Here is an 18,211-nt window from a genome sequence, read left to right as displayed (position 1 = left end):
CGCGTCATGATTCGCACCGTCACCCTTGCCCTCGCCGGCAGTCTTCTGGCCACCACCGCCATCGCGGAAGAGGTCAATATCTACTCCTACCGCCAGCCCGAGCTGATCCAGCCGATCCTCGATGCCTTCACCGAAGAGACAGGCATCACCACGAACGTCGCCTATATCGACAAGGGTCTCGTCGAGCGGCTTCAGGCCGAGGGCGCTCGTTCGCCGGCCGACATCATCATGACCGTGGACATCTCGCGTCTCGCCGCCGCCAAGGACGCTGGCGTCACTCAGGCCGTGGATGACGAGGCGCTCAAGGCCGCCGTCCCCGCCAACCTTCGCGACGACGAGGGGCATTGGTACGGCCTCACCACCCGCGCCCGCATCGTCTATGCCTCGAAAGAGCGCGTGGCCGAGGGCGAGGTGACGACCTACGAGGATCTCGCCGACCCCAAGTGGAAGGGCCGCATCTGCACCCGCCCCGGCACCCACGACTATAACCTCGGCCTCATCGGCGCGATGATCGCCCACAACGGCGTCGAGGCGACCGAGGAATGGCTTCAGGGCGTGAAGGCCAACCTCGCGCAGAAGCCGGAAGGCAACGACCGCGCGCAGGTCAAGGCGATCTGGGCCGGCCAGTGCGACATCTCTCTCGGCAACACCTACTACATGGGAGCAATGCTCGATGACCCTGAGCAGGTCGAATGGGCCAACTCGGTCCGGATCGACTTCCCCACCTTCGAGAACGGCGGCGGCACGCACGTCAACCTCTCGGGCGTGGCGATGACCGCTTCGGCCCCGAACCGCGATGCGGCGCTGAAGTTCATGGAATTCCTCGTCTCTCCCGAGGCGCAGGCGATCTATGCCGCCGAGGTCGACGAATATCCCGCCCGCCCCGATGCGATGACGAGCGAACGCGTGGCGTCCTGGGGCGAATTCACGCCCGACGACCTTGAGCTGACCGAGATCGCGGCGCACCGCGCCGAGGCCTTGCAACTGGTCGAACGCGTGGATTTCGACGCGGGCAACTGACACTCTTCGAGCAGCAGGCGGACGGGCGGTCCATCGGGGCCGCCCGTCTTGTCTTCCGGTTTTGCGCGGGCCAATGTCCCCGCCGAAAGAGGACGACCCCATGGCTCCGCGCAAGATCATCATCGATACCGACCCCGGCCAGGACGACGCCGTGGCGATTCTGCTGGCCCTTGCCTCGCCCGAGGAAATCGAGGTTCTCGGCGTCGTCGCCGTTGCGGGCAACGTGCCCCTGGCGCTGACGCAGAAGAACGCGCGGATCGTCTGCGAACTGGCGGGCCGGCCCGACGTCCCTGTCTTCGCGGGCCGCGACGCGCCGCTCGATCGCATCCTCGTCACCGCCGAGCATGTCCACGGCAAGACGGGTCTCGACGGTCCGCCCCTGCCCGAACCGACGATGCCGCTTCAGGACAAGGACGGTGTGGACTTCATCGTCGAGACGCTGCGGGCCGAACCCGAAGGAACCGTGACGCTGGTGCCGATCGGGCCGCTCACCAACATCGCCGCCGCCTTCGTCGCCGCGCCCGACATCGTCGAGCGCGTGCAGGAGATCGTGCTGATGGGCGGCGCCTACTTCGAGGTCGGCAACATCACGCCTGCGGCCGAGTTCAACATCTACGTCGATCCGGAAGCGGCCGAGATCGTGTTCAATTCCGGCGTTCCCTTGACGGTCATGCCGCTCGACGTGACGCACAAGGCGCTGACCAGCGAGGCCATCGTCCAGCGCTTCCGCGACATGGGCACCGAGGTCGGGCGCATGGTCGCCGCCTGGACCGACTTCTTCGAGCGGTTCGACATGAAGAAATACGGCTCGGAGGGCGCGCCGCTGCACGACCCCTGCACCGTCGCCTACCTCATCCGCCCGGACCTGTTCGAGGGCCGCCACATCAACGTCGAGATCGAAGTCGCCTCCCCGCTGACGCGGGGCATGACCGTCGCCGACTGGTGGGGCGTCACCAACCGGCCCGCCAACGCCATGTTCATGGGAACGATCGACCGCGACGGCTTCTACGAGCTGATCGTCGATCGCCTGGGACGCTACGCATGAGCCAGATCCTGCATCTTGCCGGACCGGACGACCTGGAGCGCCTGCTCGTCATGGTCGAGGCCTATCACGCCGAGGAGGGCATAGACGTCGATGCGGCGCACCGCACGGCCGCACTCCTGCCCCTTCTCGAAGGCTCGCCGCACGGGGCGGTCTGGCTGATCGGACCGCGCATGTCGCCGGTGGGCTATGTTGCGGCGTCCTTCGGGTGGTCGATCGAGCTGGGCGGCATGGACGGCTTCGTCGACGAGCTCTGGATTCGCGAGAAGGTGCGTGGGCGAGGCATGGGGGCCGAGGCGCTGACGGCACTCCAGAGAGCGCTTGCCGACGCGGGCGTGAAGGCCCTGCACCTCGAGATGGCCGAAGGCAACCGGGCCGAGCGGCTTTACCGGCGCGCGGGCTTTCGCCGCCGTCCCTTCGCGCTGATGACCTGGGTGGCGTAAGGGGGCGCTGCCCCCTCCTGGCCTGCGGCCAGTTCACCCCCGGCGTACTTCGCGCAAGATGAAGGGCGTGGGAATCTCGACCGAGGCTCCCTAGATAGGGGGCATGAGCCTCGATCTGCCCTTTGACAACTCCTATGCGCGGCTGCCCGAGCGGTTCTACGAACGCCTCGCGCCGACGCCTGTCGCCGCCCCGGTCCTTGTTGCCCTGAACCGTCCGCTGGCCGCGCGACTCGGCCTCGACGCCGATGCGCTGGCCTCGATCGAGGGTCTTCAGGCGCTGGCGGGCAATTCGGTTCCCGACGGCGCCGAGCCGATCGCGCAGGCCTATGCGGGGCACCAGTTCGGCGGCTTCGTGCCGCAACTGGGCGACGGGCGCGCGATCCTTCTGGGCGAGGTGGTGGCGCCCGATGGCGCACGCTTCGACATCCAGCTGAAGGGATCCGGCCCGACGCGCTTCAGCCGGCGGGGCGACGGACGGGCGTGGCTCGGGCCGGTGATGCGCGAATACGTCGTGTCCGAAGCGATGGCCGCGCTCGGCGTGCCGACGACACGCGCGCTGGCGGCCGTGCTGACCGGCGAGGCGGTCATGCGCGAAGCGCCGCTTCCGGGCGCGGTCCTGACCCGCGTGGCGTCGAGCCACCTGCGGGTCGGCACCGTCCAGTACTTCGCCGCGAAGGACGACCGCGAGGGTCTCGAGGCGCTCGTCGCGCATGCCATCGCGCGGCATTATCCCGGAGCGGACGGCGCGCTCGATCTCTTTCAGGGCGTCGTCGAGCGTCAGGCCCGGCTGATCGCGTGCTGGCTGTCGCTCGGCTTCATCCACGGCGTGATGAACACCGACAACATGACCCTCTCGGGCGAGACCATCGACTATGGCCCCTGCGCCTTCGTCGACACCTATCACCCGTTGCGGGTCTTCTCGTCCATCGACAGCCAGGGCCGCTATGCCTATGCCCGCCAGCCCGAGATGGCGCTGTGGAACCTCGCGCAACTGGGTCAGGCGCTGATGCCGCTCATCGACGACGTGGGCGCGGCGCAAGGGGCGCTCGACGGCTTCGCGCCGGTGTTCCAGGCCGAATGGCTGCGGCTGTTCCGGGCCAAGATCGGGTTGGGCGATGGAGACGACGAGGAAGACGGCGCGCTGATCCACGGTCTTCTCGACCTGATGGCCACGGGACGCGCGGATTTCACCAATGCCTTCCGCGCGCTCGGCACGCCTCTGGCCCGGGATGAAGTTCTCGACCCCGCCGCGTTCGACGTCTGGGAGCGCGACTGGCGCACCCGGCTTGCGCGCGAGGGAACCACGCCGGAGGATCGTGCCCCTGCGATGCGGCAGGCGAATCCGGCGCTGATCCCGCGCACGCACCGGATCGAGGAGGCCATCCGCGCCGGCGTCGCCGGAGACATCGGCCCCTTCGAGCGGCTCAATCGCGCGCTCGCCCGTCCCTTCGATCCCGATCCGGACGACGCCGACCTCGCGCGCGCCCCGACGGAAGAGGAAGTCGTGCCCCGCACCTTCTGCGGCACCTGATCGTTTCGCTGGCAGGTCCTCTCCCCTGTGCTATTGGGGGGGCATGGACCTGTTGCAGCTCACGTCCCTTCTCATCGTCCTCGCGGCCCTTTTCGGCGCGGTGAACTATCTGTTCCTGCGTCTTCCCTCATCCATCGGCATCCTCGTCGTCTCGCTTGCGGCGTCTCTTGTCATCCTTCTGCTCGACGTCCTGGTGCAGGGATTCACGGTGGACGACGAGGTCCGTCGTCTCGTCGGCGGGATCGACTTTTCGGACGCGCTGCTCGAGGGAATGCTGGGGCTTCTGCTGTTCGCCGGCGCGCTTCACGTCAAGCTGAGCGACCTGCGGGCCGAGTGGAAGGTGGTCGCGCTGATGGCGACCATGGGCGTCGGGATTTCGACGCTGATCGTCGGCGCGGGGTTTTCCTGGCTGACGGGCATGCCCTTCCTCGTGGCGCTGGTCTTCGGCGCTCTCATCTCGCCGACCGACCCGGTTGCCGTCCTCGGCGTCCTGCGGGAGGCGTCGCTGCCGAAGACGCTCGAGACCAAGATCGCGGGCGAGAGCCTTTTCAACGATGGCGTGGGCTACGTCGTCTTTCTTGTCCTCGTCGGCATCGCCTTTCCGGTCGCAGGCTCGCACGGCAGCGAGGCGCACGGACCCGAAGGCTCGGTCATCCGGGGGGCGGCCGAACTGTTCTTCCAGGAAGCGGCGGGCGGAGCGGCGCTCGGTCTCGTACTCGGCTACCTGACGTTCCGGCTCATGCGGCGGATCGACGACTATTCGCTCGAGGTGCTGCTGACGCTGGCGCTTGCCTTCGGCGGCTACCAGCTGGCCGTCTTCCTGCATGTCTCGGCGCCGATCATGGCGGTCTGCGCTGGACTTCTCATCGGCGACGTCGGTTCGTCGAAAGGCATGAGCGAGGAGACGCGAAAGTACGTCGACGCCTTCTGGAAACTGATCGACGAGATCCTGAACGCGGTTCTTTTCATGCTGATCGGCGTCGAGGTCTTCGCCGTCACCTTCGACTGGCCCGCGTTCCAGACCGGCCTCGCCGCGATCATCCTCGCCCTTGGCGCGCGGCTGGCGGCTGTGGCCGTCCCGGTCTTCCTTCTCAAGCCCTTCCGGGGCTTCTCGACCGGAACCGTCCGCATCATGACCTGGGGCGGGCTCAAGGGCGGGATCTCGGTGGCGTTGGCCCTGTCGCTGCCGGACAGCGAGTGGAAACCCCTCATCCTCACCTCGACCTACATGGTCGTCGTCTTCTCGATCATCATCCAGGGCCTGACCGTCACGAGCGTCGCGAACCGGGTCGGGCGCGAACCGGACCTCGTGTGAGCCCATGACCGAAGCGCCCTTCGTCACCTACGACGTCTTCACCGACCGCCGCTTCGGCGGCAATCCCCTGGCCGTCGTCATCGACGCTACAAAGGTGCCCGAGGCGATGTTCCAGACCGTCGCGCGCGAGTTCGGCTATTCCGAGACGACGTTCGTCCTGCCGCCCGAGGATCCGGCGCGCGACGCGAAGGTCCGCATCTTCACGCCGACGATGGAGCTGCCCTTCGCCGGCCACCCGACCGTCGGCACGGCCCTTGCGCTGCACGAGGCCGGACGGGCGGGCGACGACATGGTGCTCGAGCTTGGCGTGGGTCCGATCCCGGTGACCGTCCGCGACGGCGTGGCGCGCTTCACGACGCGCGTGCCGCTGTCGACCTCGCCCGGACCCAACGCCGCGGCAGTCGCGGGTATGGTGGGTCTGGCGCAGACGTCCGTGCGCATCGACCGCCACCCGCCCGAGGTGGCGGGCGTGGGGCTGCCGTTTCTTCTCGCCGAGTTGGGCGGGGACGCCGATCTGGTCGCCGCCTATCCGGACCTCGACGCGTTCCGGCGCGCGGCGGGCGAGGAGGCGGAGCGGCTTGGTCTGCTCGTCTACCTTCGCGACGGCCCGTCGATCCGCGCCCGGATGTTCGCTCCCCTCGGCGGCGTCATGGAGGACCCGGCGACCGGAAGCGCCGCCGCCGCGCTGACGGCCTATCTCGGCAGGCTCGACGGCCGCTCGCAGCACTTCGAGATCGTCCAGGGTGTCGAGATGGGGCGCCCGAGCCTGATCCTGACCGAGGTGACGGTCGAAGGCGGCGCGCCAGTCGAAGTCGCCGTCTCGGGCCGCGCGGTGCGCGTCATGGAGGGGCGGATTGCTGTCTGACGTCATGCCCGATCCGTTGAAGCCCACCCTGCCCGACCTGATCTCGCTCCACCTCGACGGAAGGGGAAGCGGCCATGCCGAACCTCCGCTGTCGGCGACCGAAGGCGCGGGCTTTCACTGGGTCCACCTGCGCCGCGACGCCGAGGCGACGCCTGCGATCCTCTCCGGTCTCGGGCTCGACCCCGAGGTGCTAGCGGCGCTGACGGCCGAAGAGACGCGGCCCCGCTGCACGGTCCACGGCGAGGGCATCCTTCTCAACCTGCGCGGCGTGAACCTCGACCCCTCCGAAGAACCCGAGGACATGGTCTCGGTCCGCCTGTGGCTGACGGCGGCCCGCGTCGTCGGAGTGTGGCTCAGACCGCTTCTGGCGATGCAGGACGTGCTCGACGCCATCGAGCGGGGCCAGGGGCCGGTCTCGCCCGGCGATTTCGCCTCCAAGCTGGCGCTGAGGCTCGCCGACAGGGCCGAGCCGTCGGTGGCGTCGCTGAACGAGGACATCGACGCGCTGGAGGAGGCCGTCGACGAGCCCCAGACCGACAACCTGAGACCCGAGCTGTCGCGCATCCGGCGCGCCGCCATCCTGCTGCGCCGCTTCATGGTGCCCCAGAAGGACGCGCTCTCGACCATGCAGATCGAGGACGTGGCCTGGCTGACGCAGCGCGACCGCATCCGCCTGCGCGAGGCCACCGAGCGTGTGGTGCGACTGGGCGAGGACCTCGACGCGATCCGCGACCGGGCGCAGGTCGTCCACGAGCAGATCCTCGACCGCCGGTCCGAGGATCTGAACCGGCGGATGCTGCTTCTGGCCGTGATCTCGGTGATCTTCCTGCCGCTGACACTCGTGACGGGCCTTCTGGGCGTGAACGTCGCGGGCATCCCCTTCGCCGATCGTTCCTGGGCCTTCTGGGCGTTGAGCGGGGGAATGCTGGTGCTGGCGGGCGGTCTCTACCTGTGGATCCGGCGGACCGGGTTCGGTCGCTGAGCCGTCAGGCGCGCTTCAGCGCGATCACGGCGTTCGAACCGCCGAAGGCGAAGGCGTTCGACAGGACATAGTCGACCTTCGCGTCGCGCGCGACGTTCGGCACCACATCCAGCGCGCATTCCGGATCCGGCTCCTCATAGCCGATGGTGGGCGCGATGACCCCGTCCTTCAGCGCCATGATGCAGGCCAGAAGCTCGACCGCACCGGTGCCGCCGATCAGGTGGCCGTGCATCGACTTCGTGGACGAGATCATCACCCGGTCTGCATGGTGGCCGAAGACCCGCGCCACGGCGGCGCATTCGGTCTTGTCGTTGGCTGCGGTCCCGGTGCCGTGAGCGTTGATGTAGCCGACCTTCTCTGCCGGGATGCCCGCATCCTTCAGCGCGCCCTGGATGGCGCGCGCCGCACCCTGTGTGGACGGCATCACTATGTCCTCGGCGTCGGAGGTCATCGAGAAGCCGACGACTTCAGCCAGGATCGTGGCGCCCCTCGCCTTGGCGTGCTCGTATTCCTCGAACACGAAGACACCTGCGCCCTCGCCCTGGACCATGCCGTTGCGGTTCGCGCTGAACGGGCGGCAGGCGTCCTTGGACATGACGCGCAGGCCCTCCCAGGCCTTCACGCCGCCGAAGCACAGCATGGACTCCGACCCGCCGGTGATCATCACCGTCGCGGCCCCGCCCCGGATCAGCCAGAAGGCCTGACCCATGGCATGGTTCGACGACGCGCAGGCGGTGGCGACCGTAAAGGACGGGCCCTTCAGGTTGAAGGTCATCGAAAGATGGCTTGCAGCGGCGTTGTTCATCAGCTTCGGCACGACGAAGGGGTGAACGCGGTTCTTCCCTTCCTCGTAGACGACGCGGTAGTTCTCGTCCTGAGTGTTGAGACCCCCGCCCGACGTACCGAGCACGACGCCCGCCTCGGCGGCGAGATGGCCGGAGAACTCGAGCCCCGACTGGCGGATCGCCTCTTCGCCGGCAATCAGCGTGAACTGGGTGAAGCGGTCGTAGAGGGCAAGCTGCTGACGGTTGAACCGCGTCTCGGGGTCATACCCCTTGACCTGGCCGCCGATACGGATGGACAGGCGGTCGACGTCGCGTATGTCCAGCTCGCCGATCCCGCAGCGACCCTCGCGGAACGCCTCGAAGGTTTCGGAGACAGAATGGCCGAGCGGATTGATGGTGCCCGCGCCGGTGATGACGACGCGCCGCATTCAGCCCGACTGCTCGGCCACGAGACGCTCGACCGCGGCCACGATGGCCCCGACCGACGAGATGTCGAATTCGGACTTGTCGGGCTCGTTCGCGTTGAAGGGAACCTGGATGTCGAAAGCCTCCTCGATCGAGAAGATCGCCTCGACGAGCGCCATGCTGTCGATACCAAGGTCCTCGAGGGATTGGTCCATCCTGATGTCCGACGGCTGCAGCACCGCCTGCTCGGCGACGATCCCGACAACCTTTTGCCTGACGTGCTCGCTCATCCCGGTGCCCTTTGCGGCTGTTAGGCCGCTGTTTAGTCGTCCTCGTCCCTCAAGGAAACCGGATTCTTCAGCGCACGCACGTCCTCGAAGAGCCGTGGAAGACGGCGCCAGTTCCGGCTCGCCTCAAGGTATTGCTCCATCTTCATCGCGGGATAGCCGAGGATGACGCGGCCCGCCGGCGTCTTCGACAGGATCTTGGTGCCACCGCCCGCGACCACGTCGTCACCGATGAAGATGTTGTCCGTCACGCCGACCTGTCCGCCGAGGACGACGCGGTTGCCGATCACCGTCGACCCGGCGATCCCGGTCTGGCCGCAGAGCAGGCAGTCCTCGCCCACGACGACGTTGTGGCCAAGGTGGACGAGGTTGTCGAGCTTGCTGCGGTCGCCGACGCGCGTGGCGCGGATCGTACCCCGGTCGATGGTCGAATTCGCGCCGACCTCGACGTCGTCGCCGATCTCGACGGTGCCGAGCGAATGGATGCGCGTCCAGGCCGCGTTCCTGGCGCCGACCTCCTGGCCCCGGGCATGGCGCGCCTCCTCGACGCGGCTCTTCTCGGGGGTAACGAAGCTGAAGCCGTCGGCTCCCACGACCGCGCCAGGCTGCGCGATGAAACGCGCCCCGATGCGGACGCGCGCGCCGATGCGCACGCCCGAATGGATCAGCGCGTGATCGCCGATGACGGCGTCTTCGGCGATGGAGGCGTGGGAGGCGATGCGCGCCCCTGCCCCTATCCGCGCCCGGGGTCCGATGACCACGAAGGGTCCGATGGCGGCGCCCTCGCCCACCTCGGCCGTTGGATCGACGACGGCGCTGGCGTGGATGCCGGGCGCGATCTCGGGGCCCGGATCCATCAGACGGGTCAGGCCCGACATGGCGTAACGCGGGCGTGGCACGACGATGGCGGCCTCGAGCCCGAGCGCCTGCCAGTCGGCGCCGTCCCAGACGATGGCGGCGCGCGCGCGGCCCTGCGACAGGCCCTCGGCGTATTTCGGGTCCATCGCCAGGGCAAGATCGTCCGGTCCGGCAGAGGCCGGCTCCGCCGCGCCGGCCACGGAAAGCTCGGCGTCTCCGAAGGCGGTGGCGCCGAGTGCAGCCGCGATGTCCCCGATGGTAAAGCGCATCCTTGGCCCCTTTCAGGGCTCAGACTTAGCCCTGAACCCCGCCGGACGAAACCCCGGCCGACTGAAGCGCCTGCCAGATCCGCGCGTCCCTGCCATAGATGTCGCGGCGGAACTGGATGCGGCCCTTCGCGGGCGCGATGGCTGTACGATAGATGAGGTGGACCGGGATATACTCCTCGAGCTCCACGATGGTCTCGCGTCCGGTGGCGAGCTGCGACTGGAAGAGGCCTACGGGGTCCGACGTCTGCGGCATCAGCAGCGTGTAGGCGAAGTCGAACGGGTCCCCCAGCCGGATGCAGCCGTGGCTGAAGGCGCGCGCCTCGCGGCCGAAGAGGTTCTTCGTCGGCGTGTCGTGCAGGTAGATGTTGTAGCGGTTCGGGAACATGAACTTGACGAGGCCAAGCGCATTGCCGTCCGACGGCGGCTGCTTGAGGTCGAACGGAAAGGTCCGCTCGTTGAACTGGCGGAAGTCGACCACGTCGCGCGGCACCGTCCGGCCCCGGCGGTCGATGATCCGCAGGTGTCCGGCGGCGTAGGGGTTCCGCTGCAGAAGCGGCAGGTATTCCTTGATCGCGATCGAGCGCGGCACGTTCCAGGTCGGGTTGATGACCATGTGCTCCATCATGTCCGAAAACTCGGGCGTGCGCTGGTCGGCCACGTCGGACCCCACCACGGCGCGGGTCTTGAAGGTCACCTTGCCGTCGTCGATCACCTGCGCATGGAAATCGGGGATGTTGACCAGGATATGGCGCTTGCCGCGCGGCATGTTGGTCCAGCGCTCCCGCTCCATCGCGACGATGATCTGGTGCAGCCGCGTCGTCGCGCCCGTGTTGATCTCGGCCAGAGTGCCGGGTCCGACAACGCCGTCGACGTCGAGCCCGTGTTCGGCCTGGAAGGCACCCACAGCCTGGCGCATCCGCTCGTCGTAGGTCGTCGTTGCGGTACGCTTGAGGTAGCCCATGGCGATCAGGCGGTTCCGCAGGGCGACGACCGCCTGTCCGGACTGGCCCGGCTCCAGCTTCGAGGCGGCAACCTCGGGCCCCCAGCCGCCGCGGGCGACGAGCCGCTCGAATTCCACCTTGGCCTTCATCAGGCGGACGTATTCCGGGTTCTGCGGCGGCAGGGCACGCAAAAACCCCGTGGGCGAGGATTTCGAGAAGGCCGACAGCAAACCCTTGCGGTCGCGATAGGGCACCTCCCGGACGATGCCCGCATCCACCTTCGCGGGCGTCAGCACTCCGGTCTGCACGTCGCGCGCATAGGTGAGAAAGAGCTTCGACATCGCGACCTCGAGGCGGCCGAGGTCGCGTTCCGACCGGACCGATCTCAGGCCGACCTTCAATGCCGCGGTATCGTAGGCGGCGGCGGGCAGCCCGTGTGCCGGCGCCTCCTCGATGGCCCGGAGAAGGGCCTCGCGCCGCTTGGCCGACGTCCTGTCGGTGCCGGTCCAAAGGGCTGCGTACCCGGTCGAGCGGTAGAACTCCGCGATGTCGCGGTCTGCCGCCGCACCTTCGGCCACCGCCTGCACGAAGGCCGTCACCTGCGCGTCGGCTGGACGGATCCAGCCGGCAACGGACAGGGAAAGGGCGAGGAGGCATGTCAGGCTGAAGGTCCTGACGGCAAGGGCTGCGGTCATCGAGCGTCCTGGGTTTGGGTCACTGTTACAGGTCTTTGATGCCTGCTGTTCTTCGAGGGTGTCCATTCACAATCCCGCAAGATCTGGGCCCTGTCTCCCGGAAGACACGCGGCTATCACAAAATTGCCGCAGACCGCCCCACAAGGCCGCGTTGGCAGAATTCTGCCGATATCGTGCCCCAGTTCTTAATTTTCGTCTTACGCGGTTTCTTCGCTTAACCATTGCTGCCATAAAACTCGTGCACCTGGGGGACAGAGGTGACTCCAACGTCGGTTCCAACCGGCGAGGGGCAGAAAACGGGACATGTGCAGCATGACGACTTCTTCCTTGAAGGGCGTGACGCGTAGAGGTTTGCTCAAAGCGTTCGCAGCAACCACTCTTGTGGCAGCACCCACCTACTCCAATGCATTCGGACTTCTCAGGGGCGCAGGCGACATACGCCGCCTCCGGATGCACTCGGGCCGAACGGGCGAGAAACTCGATACGATCTACTGGATCGAGGGCGAGTACATCCCCGAGGCCTTCGCGGAAATCAATTCCTTCATGCGCGACTGGCGCACGAACGCGGTCATCAAGTTTGACAACCGCACCGTCGACATCCTTGCGGCCTCGCACCGCCTGCTGGATGCCGACACGCCTTATCTTCTCCTCTCCGGATACCGCTCGCCCGAGACGAATTCGATGCTTCGCTCGAAGTCGAAGGCCGTTGCGCGGAACTCGCTCCACATGAAGGGCCAGGCCGCGGACATCCGGGTCGAAGGGCGTTCGGTCAGCCAGATCTCGAAGGCAGCGGTCTCGTGCTCGGCCGGCGGCGTCGGCAAGTACTCGGGCTCAAACTTCGTCCACATGGACTGCGGCCCGGTCCGCGTCTGGGGCCGCTAGGCCCCTGCACTCTCGCAGACGGATATCTCCGGTCAGTGCGTGTCCCGCGCGCCGATGGAGTGATGCCAGAAACGCGCCCGTGTCCCTCCGGGCGCGTTTGTCGTTTCAGCCCCGAAAAGAGTGGCTTAGCAGGTGTAGTTCAACGCCAGCCGTCCCGCGTCGACATAGATCGTCTCGCCGGTGATGTAGCTTGCCTTTTCCGACGCCAGGAAGGCCACCACGTCGCCGATCTCGTGCGGAGTGCCGATGCGCTTCAACGGCGTGCGCGACAGCACCCGCTCCATCGCGGCGGGGTCAGCGTTGACGCTCGCCAGCATGTCGGTGTCGATCGAGCCGGGACCGACCGCGTTCACCCGGATGCCATGCGGCGCAAGTGCCAGCGCCACCGACTTCGTCAACTGCATGACGCCACCCTTCGAGGCGCAATAGGCCGGGATCGTCGGGATCGCGACCTGCGCGTTGATCGAGCTCATGTTGACGACGGCACCCTTGATCCCCGCCTCGACCATCCCGCGCGCGGCGTGCTGGAGTGCCAGGAAGCTGCCCGTCAGGTTCACGTCGATCACGCGCCGCCAGTCTTCGAGCGAGAGCGTCAGCACGTCGCCTGCGAGGGCGATGCCTGCGTTGTTGACGAGAACCGACAGCGGACCGTGATCGGCCGCGATCCGCGCGAAGAGCTCGTCCACCGCCTCTGCGTCGGCCATGTCGCAGGCGTAGCCCGCTCCGCCAAGTCGGTCCGCCGCCTCCATCGCCGCGTCGCCCCGCAGGTCGGCGAGGATGACCTCGCAGCCGTCCTCCTTCAGCGCCTCGGCGCAGGCATAGCCGATGCCTCGCGCCCCGCCGGTGATGAGAGCCTTGCGTGTCATGTGTCGTCCTCCAGTCCGTAGGTCTTCCGCGCGTTCTCGGCCGAGACGTATCCCGCCGCCACGTCCGCGCGCACCGCGTCGCGGTCGCGCGCGCCGGGATCTCCGTATCCGCCGCCGCCCGGAAGCGAAAGCCTCAGCGTGGCGCCTTCGGGCACCGACTGACGACCCTTGGCGCGCAGGGTCGTGCCGTCTGTCAATTCGACACGGCCGGGTGCGCCCTGCCCGCCGCCGTCGCGGCCGCGCGCGGGATAGGCGCAGCGGTCGAACATGGCGTTGAACATCAGCGCATAGCCCTCGCGCGGCGATATCTCGATGACCTGCCCCAGCCCGCCCCTCTGCTGCCCGGCGCCGCCGGAATCGGGCCGTAGTTCCTTACGCCAGACGGTGATCGGCCCGACCTGCTCGGTCGCTTCGACGCTCATGGTCGAGACGCCGGAGGGGAAGGCCGTCGCCGACAGCCCGTCGAGCGCGGGCCGCGCGCCCGTTCCGCCCGAGTTGAACATCAGCACCTCGCGCCGCGGCAGGTTCGAGGCGTCGTCGACCGGCCGACAGGAGATCTGGATGTTCCACAGGGCCGATGCCCCCTCGGCGGGGACCGTCGCCGGCAGCGCCTTGTGCAGCGCGCCGAGCACAACGTCGGGGACGAGGTGCCCCATGACGTGGCGCACCGAGACCGGCGCCGGTCGCCTTGCGGCGAGGATCGAGCCTTCGGGCGCGGTGATCTCGAACGGCTCCAGGGCGGCTGCGTTGTTCGGCACCTCGGGTGCTATGGCGCACTTGAGCGCATAGCAGGCATAGGCGCGGGTATAGACTTCGGGGCAGTTGACGCCGAAGCGGCTCATCCCACTCGTGCCCGCGAAATCGCAGGTGATGCGGTCGCCTGCGACGGTCAGGGTCACATGCATCTCGACCGGGGCCTCGAAGCCGTCGACGGTCATCTCGTGGGTGTAGGTGCCGTCCGGCACCTTCGCGATGGCGGCGCGTGTCGCCTGGTGGCTGGCCTTCGCGATGAAGTCGGACAGATCCTCGAGGTCGTCGGTCCGGAACTCGTCCAGCATCGCCTGAAGGCGCTTCTCGCCCGCCTCGTTGCAGGCGGCGAGCGAATAGATGTCGCCCACGACCTGAACCGGCTCGCGCACGTTGGCGCGCACGATGTCGACGAGGAAGGCGTTGACCTCGCCTGCGTCGGCGAAGCGCGAAATGGGGATCAGGAGACCCTCCTCGTAGACCTCGTTCGCATCCGGACCAAAGCCCCTGCCCCCGATGTCGACAATATGCGCGGTGCAGGCGAAGAAGCCGATCAGACGAGCTTCGCGGAACACCGGCGTGACCACGGTGATGTCGTGCAGATGCCCCGTCCCGAGCCAGGGATCGTTGGTGATGTAAACGTCGCCCTTCTTCATCGTCTGCCGCCCGATGGCGTCGACGAAATGCCCCACGCTTTCAGCCATCGCGTTGACGTGGCCGGGGGTGCCGGTCACCGCCTGCGCCATCATCCGGCCCCGCGCGTCGAAAAGGCCCGCCGACAGGTCGCCCGCCTCGCGCACCGAGGTCGAGAAGGCAGTACGCACCAGCGTCGTCGCCTGCTCTTCGACCACGGCGATCAGGCGGTTCCACATGATCTGGGCGTCGATGCTCATGTGCGGTCCTTCCGGATCAGAAGAAGGCTGCCGTCGTCCTGCGCGATGCAGGTGAAGGCGCTGGTGACGATGGTCGAGGTCTCGTCCTCGGTCACGATGGCCGGACCATCGACGCGGTCGCCGGGCGAGAGGTCGGCGCGCGCCACTTCGGCGGCGTCGACATGGGCGCGAAGGGCGGCATCGAGGAACCGGCGCGCCTTGCCCTCCGCTTTTCTCCCGGTCTCGCGCCGGGTCACGGCCGCGCGCGGCGGTTTTGGCGTCGCGACGGACAGGGTCCAGTTCGCCACCTCGACGGCCAGACCCTCGATGATGCGGCCGAAGAGCGTACGGTAGGCCTCCTCGAAGGCCGCGCGCAGCTTTGCAGGCGCATCCTCCCCGAAGACACGACTGTCGAGCAGCACGGGGATCTCCCACCCCTGCCCCGAATATCGCATGTGGGCGACGAGGCGCGTCTCGGTCGCCTGCCCCTGCGCCCCCGCCTCGACGAAGCGGCGCGCTTCGGCCTCCATCGTCTCGAGCGCCGCATTGACCGTGCCCGCGTCGAAGGTGTCGAGCCTCTGAAAGAGACCCCGCGCGGTCTCATAGCTGACGGGCGCCTCGAGAAATCCGATGGCCGATCCGACGCCCGCGCCGGGCGGCACGAGGACCGCGGCGATGCCCAGCTTCTCGGCCAGCCGCGCGGCGTGAAGGGGCGCGCCGCCGCCGAAGGCGATCATGGTGAAGTCCTCGATCTCGCGACCGTTCTCGACGGCGTGGACGCGCGCGGCGTTGGCCATCTGCTCGTCCACCATCTCGGTCACGCCGAAGGCCGCGTCGGCGGGGCCGAGGCCCTGCGCCTGCCCCACATGAGCGGCAAGCGCGCGTTCGGCGGCCTCGGTGGACAAGGGGATCTTGCCGCCCGCAAAGGCTTCGGGGTCAAGCCGACCGAGCGTCAGGTTGGCGTCCGTCACCGTGGGGTGCTGCCCGCCCCGCTGATAGCAAGCCGGTCCCGGTTCGGAGCCCGCCGAGCGCGGGCCGACCTGGATGCGCCCCAGGGCGTCGATCGAGGCGATGGAGCCGCCGCCCGCGCCGATCTCGACCATCTCGACCACTGGGGTCGAGACCGTCATCCCCGAGCCTTTCTTGAAGCGCCATGTCCGCGCGATCTCGAAGGACGAGGCGGTCTTGGGCGCGCCGTCTTCGATCAGGCAGATCTTGGCCGTCGTGCCGCCCATGTCGAAGCTGAGGGCGCGGCCGATGCCATGCGCGCGGGCATAACCTGCGGCGAAGATCGCGCCGCCCGCCGGGCCGCTCTCCAGAAGGCGCACCGGTTCTTCGGCTGCCGTCTCGACCGAGATCAGCCCGCCGCCCGAATGCATCATGTAGACGGGCGCGTCGGTTCCCGCCTCGCGCAGACGCGTGACGAGCCGGTCGAGGTAGGCTGCGACCTGGGGCCGGACATAGGCGTTGGCGATAACGGTGTTGAAGCGCGGCAGTTCGCGCATCTGGGGCGAGACGCGCGACGAGATCGACACGGGAAGATCCGGCGCGATGCGAGAAAAGAATTCGTAAACAACGCGTTCGTGGGCATCATTCGCGTAGGAATGAAGGAAGCCGACGGCGACCGTGGCGTAGTCCTTGGCAGCTATGTCCCGAACCAGAGCCTCGACCGCATCCGGATCGAGCGGACGCAGGACGTCGCCTTGAGGCGACATGCGTTCGGACAGGGTGAAGCGGTCCTTGCGCGGCACCAGAGGCTCGGGCAGGCGCAGGTTCAGGTCGTACTGCTCGAAGCGGTTCTCGGACCGCATCTCGATCACGTCACGAAAGCCCTCGGTCGTGACGAAGGCCATGCGCGGACCGGAGCGCTGGATCAGCGCATTCGTGACGAGGGTGGTGCCGTGGATCACCTGCCCCAGGTCGGACAGCGCCACTCCCGCCGCATCGGCCGTGAGGCGGATGCCTTCCAGGATCGCATCCTCGGGCCGGGCATAGTCGGTCAGGACCTTCGTCGTCGCGCGCCCGCCCGGATGATCGAGGACCACGTCCGTGAACGTGCCGCCGATATCGACGCCGCAGCGGATCACAGGAGACCCCGCGCAAACTGGTGCGCCGCGAAGGCGGTGTCGTAGGCCAACTCCCTGACGCCCGAGAAGCGCTCCGGTGCGCCCAGTTCCGTCAGTGGCAACGGCATGTCGGCCGGGTCGCCGCCGCTCAACAGGTCGGCCATCGCGGCGCCGAAGATGGTCCCCGTGATGATGCCGCGCCCGTTGTAGCCGATCGGCGTATAGGCGTTCTCGCCCAGGTGGACGACACGCGGCAGGTGGTCAGGGGTCATGGCGATGTCTCCGTGCCAGCTTGTCTCGAAGGCGACGGGCCCGAGATCGGAGAAAAGGCGGCGCAACTCGCGCGTCGCCCATTTCCGGGTGACGCCTCCCAGATCGCGCCCCATGCTGCCGACGATCAGGCGGTCCTGCGCGTCACGCCGGATCGAGGTCATAATGGGGGCCGTCGTCCACAGACCCTGACGACCTGGAAGGATATTTGTTAGCCTGTTCTCAAGTGGTTCCGAAGCGACATTGAAGTAACGGATACGATGATAGAGCCGCGACAGACCGGGCCAGAGCGTGTCTGTATAAGCATTTGTCCCGAGGACCAGCGACTTGGCCGTCACGGCTCCCTTCGTGGTCTCGAGATGCCAGCGCCCGCCCTCCCGCGTCAGCTTCGTCACCCGGCAGCCCGTCGCGAGCCGCGCGCCCGCAGCACGGGCGGCGCGCGCCAGGCCTCGGGTATAGCCCATGGGGTTGATCGTCCCCGCCCGGTGGTCGAGAAGCCCGCCCGCGAAAGCGGGGCTGCCCGTGCGGGCGGCGATCTCGGAGGCCGAAAAAAGCTCGACCGGCGCGCCGAGGGCCGACCAGTCGCGGTGGCGCAACTGAAGCTCGGCAAAACCCTTTGCATTGTGCGCCGCGTGGATCGTGCCTTCGCGCGTCGCCTCGCAGCGGATCTGGTGTCGCTCGATCAGGTCGAAGACGCGCCGGGGCCCGTCGCCGAAGATGCGCAGGAAGTGCCCCGCCGTCTTGTCGCCAAGCGTCGCCGTCACTTGCGACGGAGGCAGCCAGACGCCCGCGTTCACGAGCCCCACGTTGCGCCCCGATCCGCCGTAGCCGAAGGTCTCGGCCTCGCAAAGTTGCACGGACAGCCCGCGTTCGGCGGCGTGGAGCGCGGTCGAGAGGCCGGTGAACCCGCCCCCCACGATCGCAAGATCGACGTCGCCAGGCGCGAGCGGGTCGCGGTCTGTCAGCGGTTCGGCCGACGTCGCGTCCCAGAGGGAAATCGCGGCGTTGCCGGGGCGGTCTGGGTTCATTACGGTCGACTCGACAGCGGTTGCGGGGGCGAGTGTTTCACT

At 67.9% G+C, this 18,211-nt stretch carries 16 protein-coding genes; 8 read left to right on the top strand and 8 right to left on the bottom strand.

Annotation, left to right across the window (positions count from 1 at the left end):
• The first annotated feature begins 6 nt into the window (after positions 1-6).
• From C8D95_RS07065 to C8D95_RS07035, 7 genes are all read left to right on the top strand, one after another.
• Positions 7-1,020 carry a Fe(3+) ABC transporter substrate-binding protein gene (locus C8D95_RS07065; protein WP_109758448.1) on the top strand — a complete coding sequence of 338 codons (1,014 nt, stop codon included), beginning with the start codon at positions 7-9 and terminating at the stop codon, positions 1,018-1,020.
• 100 nt (positions 1,021-1,120) lie between these two features.
• Entirely contained in the window at positions 1,121-2,065 is a 945-nt protein-coding gene (locus C8D95_RS07060; RefSeq protein WP_109758447.1) for a nucleoside hydrolase, read from the top strand.
• Complete coding sequence (locus C8D95_RS07055; RefSeq protein ID WP_109758446.1) at positions 2,062-2,505, top strand: GNAT family N-acetyltransferase; 444 nt, start codon at positions 2,062-2,064, stop codon at positions 2,503-2,505. The genes C8D95_RS07060 and C8D95_RS07055 overlap by 4 nt, the downstream gene beginning before the upstream one ends.
• A 103-nt stretch (positions 2,506-2,608) precedes the next feature.
• A complete protein-coding gene (locus C8D95_RS07050; RefSeq protein ID WP_109758445.1) occupies positions 2,609-4,036 on the top strand; it encodes a protein adenylyltransferase SelO in 1,428 nt (475 codons plus the stop codon).
• A 43-nt stretch (positions 4,037-4,079) separates the two neighbouring features.
• Positions 4,080-5,351, top strand: a complete 1,272-nt coding sequence (locus C8D95_RS07045; RefSeq protein ID WP_109758444.1) for a cation:proton antiporter — start codon at positions 4,080-4,082, stop codon at positions 5,349-5,351.
• A 4-nt stretch (positions 5,352-5,355) separates the two neighbouring features.
• Positions 5,356-6,216, top strand: a complete 861-nt coding sequence (locus C8D95_RS07040) for a PhzF family phenazine biosynthesis protein (protein ID WP_109758443.1) — start codon at positions 5,356-5,358, stop codon at positions 6,214-6,216.
• The gene (locus tag C8D95_RS07035) at positions 6,206-7,198 is read left to right on the top strand and encodes a zinc transporter ZntB (protein WP_241239653.1); all 993 of its coding nucleotides are present in this window, start codon (positions 6,206-6,208) and stop codon (positions 7,196-7,198) included. Before C8D95_RS07040 ends, C8D95_RS07035 begins: the two co-directional genes overlap by 11 nt.
• Positions 7,199-7,202: 4 nt before the next feature.
• Here the strand turns inward: C8D95_RS07035 and C8D95_RS07030 are convergent, their stop codons facing one another.
• The 4 genes from C8D95_RS07030 to C8D95_RS07015 are packed head-to-tail and all read right to left on the bottom strand — an operon-like array spanning position 7,203 to position 11,438.
• On the bottom strand, positions 7,203-8,411 hold the full coding sequence (locus C8D95_RS07030; RefSeq protein ID WP_109758441.1) for a beta-ketoacyl-[acyl-carrier-protein] synthase family protein: 1,209 nt from the start codon (positions 8,409-8,411) through the stop codon (positions 7,203-7,205).
• Entirely contained in the window at positions 8,412-8,678 is a 267-nt protein-coding gene (locus C8D95_RS07025; RefSeq protein WP_109758440.1) for an acyl carrier protein, read from the bottom strand.
• A 32-nt stretch (positions 8,679-8,710) separates the two neighbouring features.
• Positions 8,711-9,802, bottom strand: a complete 1,092-nt coding sequence (gene lpxD / locus C8D95_RS07020; RefSeq protein WP_109758439.1) for a UDP-3-O-(3-hydroxymyristoyl)glucosamine N-acyltransferase — start codon at positions 9,800-9,802, stop codon at positions 8,711-8,713.
• 25 nt (positions 9,803-9,827) lie between these two features.
• Positions 9,828-11,438 carry a L,D-transpeptidase family protein gene (locus tag C8D95_RS07015; protein ID WP_109758438.1) on the bottom strand — a complete coding sequence of 537 codons (1,611 nt, stop codon included), beginning with the start codon at positions 11,436-11,438 and terminating at the stop codon, positions 9,828-9,830.
• A 312-nt stretch (positions 11,439-11,750) separates the two neighbouring features.
• Here C8D95_RS07015 and mepK point away from each other — a divergent pair, with 312 nt between their 5' ends.
• A complete protein-coding gene (mepK, locus tag C8D95_RS07010; protein WP_109758437.1) occupies positions 11,751-12,320 on the top strand; it encodes a peptidoglycan L,D-endopeptidase MepK in 570 nt (189 codons plus the stop codon).
• Positions 12,321-12,445: 125 nt separating this feature from the next.
• Here mepK and C8D95_RS07005 read toward each other — a convergent pair whose 3' ends face one another.
• The 4 genes from C8D95_RS07005 to C8D95_RS06990 are packed head-to-tail and all read right to left on the bottom strand — an operon-like array spanning position 12,446 to position 18,169.
• Positions 12,446-13,186: an SDR family NAD(P)-dependent oxidoreductase gene (locus tag C8D95_RS07005; RefSeq protein ID WP_109758436.1), complete on the bottom strand. Its 741-nt coding sequence runs from the start codon at positions 13,184-13,186 to the stop codon at positions 12,446-12,448.
• Positions 13,183-14,826, bottom strand: a complete 1,644-nt coding sequence (locus tag C8D95_RS07000; protein ID WP_109758435.1) for a hydantoinase B/oxoprolinase family protein — start codon at positions 14,824-14,826, stop codon at positions 13,183-13,185. Before C8D95_RS07000 ends, C8D95_RS07005 begins: the two co-directional genes overlap by 4 nt.
• The gene (locus C8D95_RS06995; RefSeq protein ID WP_109758434.1) at positions 14,823-16,892 is read right to left on the bottom strand and encodes a hydantoinase/oxoprolinase family protein; all 2,070 of its coding nucleotides are present in this window, start codon (positions 16,890-16,892) and stop codon (positions 14,823-14,825) included. The genes C8D95_RS07000 and C8D95_RS06995 overlap by 4 nt, the downstream gene beginning before the upstream one ends.
• Positions 16,889-18,169: an NAD(P)/FAD-dependent oxidoreductase gene (locus tag C8D95_RS06990; RefSeq protein ID WP_109758433.1), complete on the bottom strand. Its 1,281-nt coding sequence runs from the start codon at positions 18,167-18,169 to the stop codon at positions 16,889-16,891. The genes C8D95_RS06995 and C8D95_RS06990 overlap by 4 nt, the downstream gene beginning before the upstream one ends.
• Positions 18,170-18,211 lie beyond the last annotated feature (42 nt).

The organism is Silicimonas algicola, from assembly GCF_003148765.1.
Taxonomy (GTDB): domain Bacteria; phylum Pseudomonadota; class Alphaproteobacteria; order Rhodobacterales; family Rhodobacteraceae; genus Silicimonas; species Silicimonas algicola.
The sequence above is the reverse complement of the archived record's forward strand: the minus strand, read 5'-3'. Positions and strand labels throughout refer to the sequence as shown.